At 56.3% G+C, this 8,650-nt stretch carries 6 protein-coding genes; all 6 read left to right on the top strand.

Going from position 1 to position 8,650, the window contains the following annotated elements:
• A partial coding sequence (locus IGS51_RS20825) for a hypothetical protein (RefSeq protein WP_297080675.1) occupies window positions 1-316 on the top strand: 316 nt, incomplete at its 5' end.
• Window positions 317-493: 177 nt separating this feature from the next.
• Window positions 494-3,352, top strand: a complete 2,859-nt coding sequence (locus IGS51_RS20820) for an EAL domain-containing protein (protein WP_297080674.1) — start codon at window positions 494-496, stop codon at window positions 3,350-3,352.
• Window positions 3,353-3,549: 197 nt separating this feature from the next.
• On the top strand, window positions 3,550-4,611 hold the full coding sequence (locus IGS51_RS20815) for a polysaccharide biosynthesis/export family protein (RefSeq protein WP_297080673.1): 1,062 nt from the start codon (window positions 3,550-3,552) through the stop codon (window positions 4,609-4,611).
• Window positions 4,612-4,896: 285 nt separating this feature from the next.
• Entirely contained in the window at window positions 4,897-5,805 is a 909-nt protein-coding gene (locus IGS51_RS20810; RefSeq protein WP_297080672.1) for a DUF2232 domain-containing protein, read from the top strand.
• Between the two features lie 650 nt (window positions 5,806-6,455).
• Window positions 6,456-7,004, top strand: coding sequence for a LuxR C-terminal-related transcriptional regulator (locus IGS51_RS20805; RefSeq protein WP_297080671.1), 549 nt, complete (start codon window positions 6,456-6,458; stop codon window positions 7,002-7,004).
• Between the two features lie 974 nt (window positions 7,005-7,978).
• Window positions 7,979-8,518, top strand: a complete 540-nt coding sequence (locus IGS51_RS20800; protein WP_297080670.1) for a LuxR C-terminal-related transcriptional regulator — start codon at window positions 7,979-7,981, stop codon at window positions 8,516-8,518.
• Window positions 8,519-8,650 lie beyond the last annotated feature (132 nt).

Below are 8,650 nucleotides of genomic sequence, written 5' to 3'. Positions count from 1 at the left end.
TGCCTCAAGGTCTTTGCAGCGCCCCACCCTGCCACCCCACGAGGGCATCTCGCCAGACAGCGCCGCCGTCTACCTGCATCACCCATCCCATCCTTTTTTCTGCACCTGCAATCCCGCTGACCTAGTGAGCTATTGCGCCCAATTTGCCGTTGAACAGGTGCCGCCAAGCAAAATTCGCTGTGCTGTTTCCCAATGCCAGCAGCCTAATTCTTTTCTGGTTCTGTGGAACCGCGCTCAGCCCAGGCGACCCCCTTCCAGACGCAAGGCAGGTTTCGTCAGGGCAACTCGCCTCCGCCGTCAGGCGGTAAAACGTTAAAGTTGGCGTAACATTCTCTTGGCAACGTCCCATACTTGGAAATCAAAAGGTCATCAGAGGAAAAACCAGCCCGAAACGACCTCCAAAAGCCACCAAGAAAACCGCCCCAAAAAGCGGCTGCGAAACGCCCAAGCGTACTTCAAGAATGCCTATAGTCGCCGGATACACGCCCCTATCATGCTCCATTGGTTAAAACCGCCCGCTAAACTGCCGCTTGAGATTCAGCGCTCGCCGCTGGTGAGGACGGTTTGGGAGCGGATTTTGCCAGGGGTATTGGCGGGGCTGCTGGTGCTGGGGCTGATTCATCTGGGGCTGGTGCAGTCTTTAGAGCATCTGGGATATAACGCCCTGTTTTCGCTGCGCGGGCCGATTGCCTGGAGCAAAGATATCGTCGTGGTCGAAATTGACGAAGAGAGTCAGCGTATTGCTGGGCAAACCGTTTGGACGCGCGATCGCTACGCAGACCTGATTAACCAGCTCAGCCCCGCCCAGCCCAGCGTCATCGTCCTCAACCCGCTCTTGTCGGAAAATGACCCCCAGGATATGGCTCTGGTAGCGGCGATGGGAGAATCTGGAAAAGTTGTGTTGGGCCAGTCCTGGACTGATACCGACTCAGCGATCGTGCCCGCTTTGCCCCTACGAGCCGTTGCAGTTGATATCGGACACGTCTTTTCGCGGGAAGACCTGGATGGATTGGTGCGCCAGATTCGCCTGCGACGCTATGGGGTGCCAGCGCTGTCGCTCGTGGCGGCCAATCTCCACCTGCGCCCGCTGGGAGAGCGCATTGTCGTGGAGAATCCCAATCAGGAACTCTGGATTAACTGGCCCGCTGCTGCCCGCGAATTGACTCACTACTCCTACGCAGATGTGGTGCGGGGGCAGGTGCCGCTCCAGTTTTTCCGAGACAAGATCGTGCTGGTAGGCATTACCACCTCCCCGATGAACTCGCTGCAAACGCCGTTTGACCGGGCCGTTCCAGTCAGCGATATGTACCTGCAAGCGGCTGCGATTAGCAACCTGCTTCAGCAGAACGACCTGCGACGGCTGGGCAATGGCTGGCAGGGATTGCTGCTGCTGTTGGGTGGGCCGGTGCTGAGCTTTGGGCTGATGGGGTGGTCGTTTGAGCGGCGACTGATGGCGTGGCTGGGGCTGTGTTTGGGCTGGCTGGGGCTGTCGGTGCTGTTGTTTCATTACCAGTATTGGATTCCGGTGGCGATGCCCGTGCTGCTGGTGACGCTGACGGGGGCGGCGGTGGCGCTGCGGGAACAGTCGCGAACCAACCTGCTGCTGCGCCAGAGTGAGGAACGCTATGCCCTGGCGGTGCAGGGGTCGAACGAGGGTCTGTGGGACTGGAACCTGATGACTAATCAGGTTTACTATTCCCCGCGCTGGAAGGAAATGCTGGGCTGGGAGGAGTCGGAGGTGGGCGATCGCCTTGAGGAATGGTATGAGCGGGTGCATCCCGATGATCTAGATTCGCTCAAGGCCGCCCTCCAAGAGCATCTCGACGGGCACACGGCCCATTTCGAGCATGAGCATCGCATGATTCATCGCGAGGGCAGCTATCGCTGGATGCTGACGCGGGGTGTGGCGATCAAGCATCGCGACGGCACGGCCTATCGGATGGCGGGCTCCCAAAGCGACATCACCCAGCGCAAGGAGGCCGAAGACCAGCTTTGGCACAACGCTTACTACGACGATTTGACTGGGCTGCCCAACCGGGCCTTTTTCTTGGATCGACTGCGGCAGGCGATCGCCTTTTCCCAGGAATACCCGCTCTGTTTTCATGCTGTCTTGCTGATTGACCTGGATCGGTTTCAGGTGGTCAACAACAGTCTGGGGAACAGCGTTGGCGACCAGCTTTTGATTGCCACGGCGCATCGCCTGAAGGGGTTTTTGCCCAGCGAAGCCGTGGTGTCTCGGCTGCCGGGGGATGAGTTTGCTATCCTGCTGCCCAACATTGAAGACGAGCGCGAAGCCACCCGCACAGCCGAGCAACTTCAGCAAATCTTGGCGCGGCCATTCAACGTTGGCGACCAAGAGGTTTACATCACCATCAGTATCGGCATTGCTATTAGCTCTGCTCGCTATACCCAGGCAGAGCATATGCTGCAAGATGCCGACACAGCGCTGCATCGCGCCAAGGCCAGCGGCAAGGCTCGCCACCAGGTCTTTGACCCGGCTATGCACAACCGCATGTTGGCCCGGCTCAAGCTAGAAAATGACCTGCGGCGGGCGATCGCCCAGGAAGAGCGCTACGCCATGATCGGCGCAGACAACCCAGAACCGGAGCTATTTTTGCACTATCAGCCGCTGGTGCAACTCGACACTCGGCGCATTGTGGGCTTCGAGGCGCTGATCCGCTGGTATCACCCCAGCACAGGATTTTTGTCGCCGGGAAAATTTATTCCAATGGCAGAGGAAACCGGGCAGATTATCCCCCTGGGCTGGTGGATTTTGCGCCAGGCCTGTCGCCAGATGAACCGCTGGCAGATGCAGTTTCCCGACCTGCCGCCGCTGACGATCAACGTCAACCTCTCCAGCCGCCAGTTTTCCCTGCCCGACCTGACCCAGCAAATCCAGGGCATCCTCTACGAAACGGGGCTAGATGCCTCCAGCCTGAAGCTGGAAATTACGGAAGGCACGATTATGGAAAACGGTCGCGCCGTCATCGACATGCTCTATCAACTGCGATCGCTCGGCATCCAGCTTGCTATCGACGACTTTGGCACGGGCTATTCCTCCCTCAGCTACCTCTACCGTTTTCCCATCAACACGCTGAAAATTGACCGCTCCTTTATCACCAAGATGCATACCGATAAGGACAGCGCTGCCATCGTCCGCACGATTATCAACCTGGCCCATAGCCTGGGGCTGGATGTCACCGCTGAGGGGGTGGAAGATCCCGAACAGGTGACCCGCCTGAAAGAGATGAACTGCGAATGCGGTCAAGGATTTTTGTTTAGCAAGGCGATCGATGCGGAAGCAGCGGAGGCATTGCTCAGCCAGACGGAGCTAATTCAGGACTTTACGTAATCTTGACCTGGAAACCCGTAAAATTCCGGTCAACCCTCACCGAAACTTTACTGAATGGTCTAGCCAGCATAAGGGCGCGATCGCAATACTAGAGATACCACTGAAAGTTTTGCTGGATTGCCGAACGGGATCTCCTGCACCCTGGCGGGCTGGGGGCGATCGCCAGCTTTTCCGTCCTTTTTACCCTCTATCAACCCATGCTGACCTGGAAAATTGTCAAGCGCATCGGCTACTCGGCTGTCACCTCGGCAGCGATCCTGATCGCCTCGCCCAGCCTTACGCCCGCCCAAACGGTGACCGGGCAGAATGTGTCGAATGTAACCGCCGTCAGCGCCGCCTCTCCGCTGCTGCAACCTGCCTACATTCTCGGCACGGGCGACGAACTGAGCATTGCCGTCTATGGGTATGACGAATACACCCTGACTACTTCGATCCTGCCAGACGGCACCATCACCCTGCCGCTGATTGGGCCAATTCAGGCAGCGGGTAAGACTACCGAGCAATTCAAGCAAGACCTAACCGAGCGGCTGCGGGCAATCTTGGTCAATCCAGCAGCCACAGTGACCGTGCTAACTCCGCGCCCGATCGTGGTCAACGTCGCTGGCGAAGTGATGCGTCCTGGCCCCGTGCGAGGAACAGACCTGCAAGGCACGCCCACACTCAGCGCCGCGCTGATCTCGGCAGGTGGCGTTACGCGCAATGCCGATATTCGCCAAGTCTATCTTCGTCGCGTTGGCCCCAACGGCGGCAATCAGTCCTACACGATTAACCTGTGGGACGCGATTAGCAGTGACAACGCCTCTGCCGACCTGTTGATTCAAGATGGCGACAGCATTTACATTCCCCCACTAGGTCAGGGCGAAGTTTTGGATCGTCGATTGCTAGCCCGCTCTAGCTTCTCGCCTGCGACGGTGCGGGTGCGCGTGGTGGGCGAAGTGACCAAGCCGGGTGAAGTGCAGGTGCCGCCCGGTAGTTCGGTGTCTAGCGCCGTGGCGATCGCCGGAGGCCCGACAGAAGATGCCCGTCTCAGCCGCGTCGCCTTTATCCGCATGAATGAGCAAGGGGTTATTGAGCGACGAGTGATTGATCTCCGTAATCTCAGCGATGCCAACGAGATTCAAGACGGGGATGTTGTCATTGTCCCCAAGCGGCAGGACACGAGCTTTCTACAGATGGTGGGACGTGTGCTGAATCCTCTGGGATCAGTTATCGGTATTTTGGAAGGGCTGGATGGATTGCTGCAAAACGACAACAACTAGACAGCAAACTTACTGCCCTCATCCCCCAACCCCTTCTCCCAAGTGGGGAGAAGGGGAGCTAAATAAATATGGGGTTGAAGTCCCTCTCCCGCTCTGGAAGCGGGCTTAAAGCCTTCGGCATACCAGAAAAGGGTGAAGGCTGAAATTGCTGTGTGAAGTATATTGGTGCCTGGACAAAGCTCATCATGCTCATAACGTGCTTGTGAATCCCAAGCTTGTGAATGCCAAGCTTGAATCCCCAGCTTGTGAATCCCACGGATCAGCTTGAACCGATGTGGAGCAAGGGTGGCAAGAACGTCACAAACCCGGCAGGCAAGTATAGTAGAAAAGCTGCGGTTTGAAACTGGGATGAGCCACTTGCGAGATGACGTGCCAGCAGAAGATGATGCCCAGGGGTGGCAGGGGACAGGGCGATCGCCCTCCCGTTCACCCTCCGATCGCCCCTCTTCATCCAGCGATGCTGAATGGGACGCAGCACTGCGGGCAATGGGCGAGGAACCTGCACGGGCGATCGCCGACGCTTCTGATCTCTCGCCCGTGCAGGTGAATGTATCTCCGGCTCCGCTCAAGCTGGTGGAAACGGCATTTTTGTCTAGCACGGCGGGGCTGCTGTGGCTGGTGAGCTACTATCTCAGCCTTGTGCCCTGGATGCGGATTGTGTTTCCGCTGCCGCTCGCCCTGGTGTATTTGCGCTGGGGAGCGCGGGCCGCCTGGATGTCGCTGCTGGTGACGGGGCTATTGCTGTCGGTGCTAATGGGCCCATTTCTTAGCATCTTGTTCATCATTCCCTATGGACTGCTGGGCGTGCAGCTTGGCTTTTTATGGCGGCGGGGCGCAGGTTGGCCGGTTTCCATTAGCATTGGCGCAGTGCTGGCGACGCTGGGCCTGTTTGCGCGAGTCGCTCTAACGTCTGCCTTTGTGGGCGAAGACCTGTGGGTTTATTTGACGCGGCGCATCGCCGATTTGCTGGAGTGGCTGGTGACGCGGCTGGTGGACTGGGGCGTGTTGGGGGTTGAGGCTCTGGGACAGATTAATCTGTCTGTGGTGCAGGCGCTGACGGTGGGGGCCTTTTTGCTGAGCGATCTAGTGTATGTGTTCACGATTCATCTGGCGGCCTGGCTCTTGCTGGGGCGGCTGGGCAACGCCATTCCGGAACCGCCGCGCTGGGTGCGGATTTTGCTAGAAGAAGAATAGCTGGAGCGCGCCCATTGCAGCGGCATTGCACCAGCTTGATACTAAGAATTGATATTGACAGAGTATCCGGAATAGCCTATCGTGAGAGTGTAATACCCTGTAGTACGATGCCGACTCTGTTTCACCTGGGCGATCGCCCGGATGACTTTGCGCCAACTGGGTCAGCAGTTTGTAGAGCCTATAGAGCGCGTATTGAGTAGCGCGTAGAGTGCAATTTGACGGCCTGCGATGCGATCGCCTCTAGCCCCTGAATTCGTCGTTTTTGTTCAATTCGAGTCTCATCTGTTAGCAGTTGAGATCCATCCATTCAGCGCCACCTGTTAAACGCTACAGCCTGATTGACTGACAAAACTCGAAGCACCCTCACCCCAACCCCTCTCCCAGAGCGGGCGAGGGGCTTTTGACCCAGGTTTGGCAGTTCAAGTCCCTTCGCCCCTTGTGGGAGAAGGGATTTAGGGATGAGGGGAAAAGATTTGTCAGGTAACCAGCGCTACAGCACAGACAGTCGGTTCAAAATTGCTTGCAATATTTGCAATAAAGGACTTCCCAGAGAGTCAAGGTATTGTGCTGTCTGGCGCTATTTCCAGCACCGTGATTTGAAAGTTTTCGGCAGATAGTCATAAATGATGCCCCCTAATATGACCCCCAATATGTTTCCCACCAAGCCTCCCATTACGCCTCCTATTTCGCTTTTTGAGAGCTTGCTAGACGGTGTTCTCATTGCAACGGAAACCGAGTTGATTGTTGCAAACGATGCCGCCCGACAGATTTGTGCGGTGCTGTGGCATCGGGCCCAGTCTGAGCGGCGATCGCCCCTCCAAGTGCCGAGTGATATCTGGCAGGTGTGCCAGTTGGTCACGACTGGCCACGTTGACAAACTCACGGTTCAAGATGGCGAATATTTCGTGGAACCGCGCCAGCAAATTCGGATGCGATCGCACTGGATGACCCTAGCTGAGGGCGATCGCCCTTATCTGCTGGTGATTCTGGAAGACCAGGACAGCCTGCGCCGCCGAGCCGCCCGCGCCGAAGCCCGTCGTTTTCGCCTAACCCGACGCGAAACGGAAATTTGGGAACTGTACCGCGCTGGCCACAGCCGCCAGGAAATTGCTGACCTCTGCTACATCACGCTGGAAACCGTGAAAAAACACCTGAAAAGCGTCCGCGCCAAAATCGAACCCTGGGAAGCAGCAAGCTGATCTCGATTTTAGATTTTGGATTTTGGATTTTGGATTGCCAGTCGTGCATCTGCGGGGCTTTTGGCAATCTCTTTCGTAGGGTGTATCCCACTTTTGTAACCCTCATCCTAAATCTCTCTCCCAAAGCGGGAGAGAGACTTCCAATCCGGCTCCCCTTCTCCCAAAAAGGGAGAAGGGGCTGGGGGATGAGGGCAAGCTTGCAGAACTGGGATGCACCCCTTTCGTAGGCCCTCAGAAACACTAATAGGAAAGAGTAAAAAGCCTCTGGCATATCTGGAGCTTTACGCCCTTTTGCAGACCAATCACCCACTGAAGCTTAACCCCAGCCTAACCCCAAAAATCACTGCGTAAAACCTGGAAGCAGAGCCGATAACTGCAATAGCTCTACCCAATCAACTCGGTATTTGGAATGATTTCGCGTCCGGATTGCGTCTTGCTCTATCGTCTGCCTGGATGCCGTTGCGATCGCCCTCAGGATTCTTTCAGGGGGCGCGATGGCGCACTGCTGAGCGGGGTGTTTTCGGCGGTTTTTTTGCACCTGTACAATCCGCAGTGCTGTGCGCGACACCGCCGAACAGTTCCAGTTTGTTTCAGCAACCAATCTCCCGTGTGGCAACTTAGTTAAACGCTTAGTTAAGTGCTCAACCCGTGATTTTCCATCGTCCACACGCCCCATCCGGAGCAGCAGTTTGCATAGTGGCACAGTGCCACTTCTGAACACAAGATCGGTGGATTTCAATCGGGGTACAGCATTTTTGAAGCGGTGGGATGCCTCAATCGCACTCCGAAGCCCAAACGTAGGGCGATTCAGATAGCGCTCACCTAGCGAAAAAATGCTGCGACCTCAACGAATGACTCTGACGTTTGTGCTTTGCCCCAAAGCTCCGCCAGAGCAATCAGCCAGGAACCTATGAATCAGGGAAACTGACTTTCTCATTCGCCGAGGCAAATGCAGTGTATTTTGGAAAGCCCCCATGAACAGCAACTTTTTACTGCAAGCGATTTTCGAGAGCTTTATCGATGGTGTGCTGATTGTGAGCGATCGCGGCGAGGTCATCTACGCCAATCGCTCAGCCCATGAAATTTGCCGAATGTTATCGCCTGATGGGTTGAAAACTATGCGCTTGCCCAACCAGATCTGGCGCATTTGCCAAATGCTGGTGAATAACCGAGCGCTACATCAGGATACGACCGTGATTCTAGAAGACGAAATCCTCACCAGCAACAACAATCCTTTGCGAGTTCGGGTGGAGTGGATCTCGCTGGAATCAGTAGAGCGGCCGTGCCTGCGCGTGACGATCGAGGATCGGATGCAGTCTGCTCGCAAACGGGCGATCGCCGAACGAGAGCGCTATGGACTGACGGAACGTGAGGCAGAGGTCTGGCTGTTGCGCCATCTAAACTGGACCTATAAGGCGATCGCCGCCAATCTGCACATCACCGTAGACACAGTGAAAAAGCACGTCCGCAATATCTACGCCAAGCGCGAAGCCTTCGAGTGGGCACAGGAATAGTAACGGACAGAATCCACTTCAGTAATCAAACCTTCCTGATGCGCCGGGTGCCCCTCAAAAGGCACCCGTTTCTTGAAACTAAGAACTTTCAGTTTAAAGAATGCCAGGAGGCGGACTTGAACCGCCGACACG

It is taken from the genome of Thermoleptolyngbya sp. M55_K2018_002 (assembly GCF_015295965.1).
Taxonomy (GTDB): domain Bacteria; phylum Cyanobacteriota; class Cyanobacteriia; order Elainellales; family Elainellaceae; genus Thermoleptolyngbya; species Thermoleptolyngbya sichuanensis.
This window is presented reverse-complemented; position numbering and strand designations above follow the sequence as displayed.

Coding starts and splice junctions, on each gene's coding strand:
- IGS51_RS20820 (WP_297080674.1), top strand. CDS start 494: ATGCTCCATTGGTTAAAACCGCCCGCTAAACTGCCGCTTGAGATTCAG.
- IGS51_RS20815 (WP_297080673.1), top strand. CDS start 3,550: ATGCTGACCTGGAAAATTGTCAAGCGCATCGGCTACTCGGCTGTCACC.
- IGS51_RS20805 (WP_297080671.1), top strand. CDS start 6,456: ATGTTTCCCACCAAGCCTCCCATTACGCCTCCTATTTCGCTTTTTGAG.
- IGS51_RS20800 (WP_297080670.1), top strand. CDS start 7,979: ATGAACAGCAACTTTTTACTGCAAGCGATTTTCGAGAGCTTTATCGAT.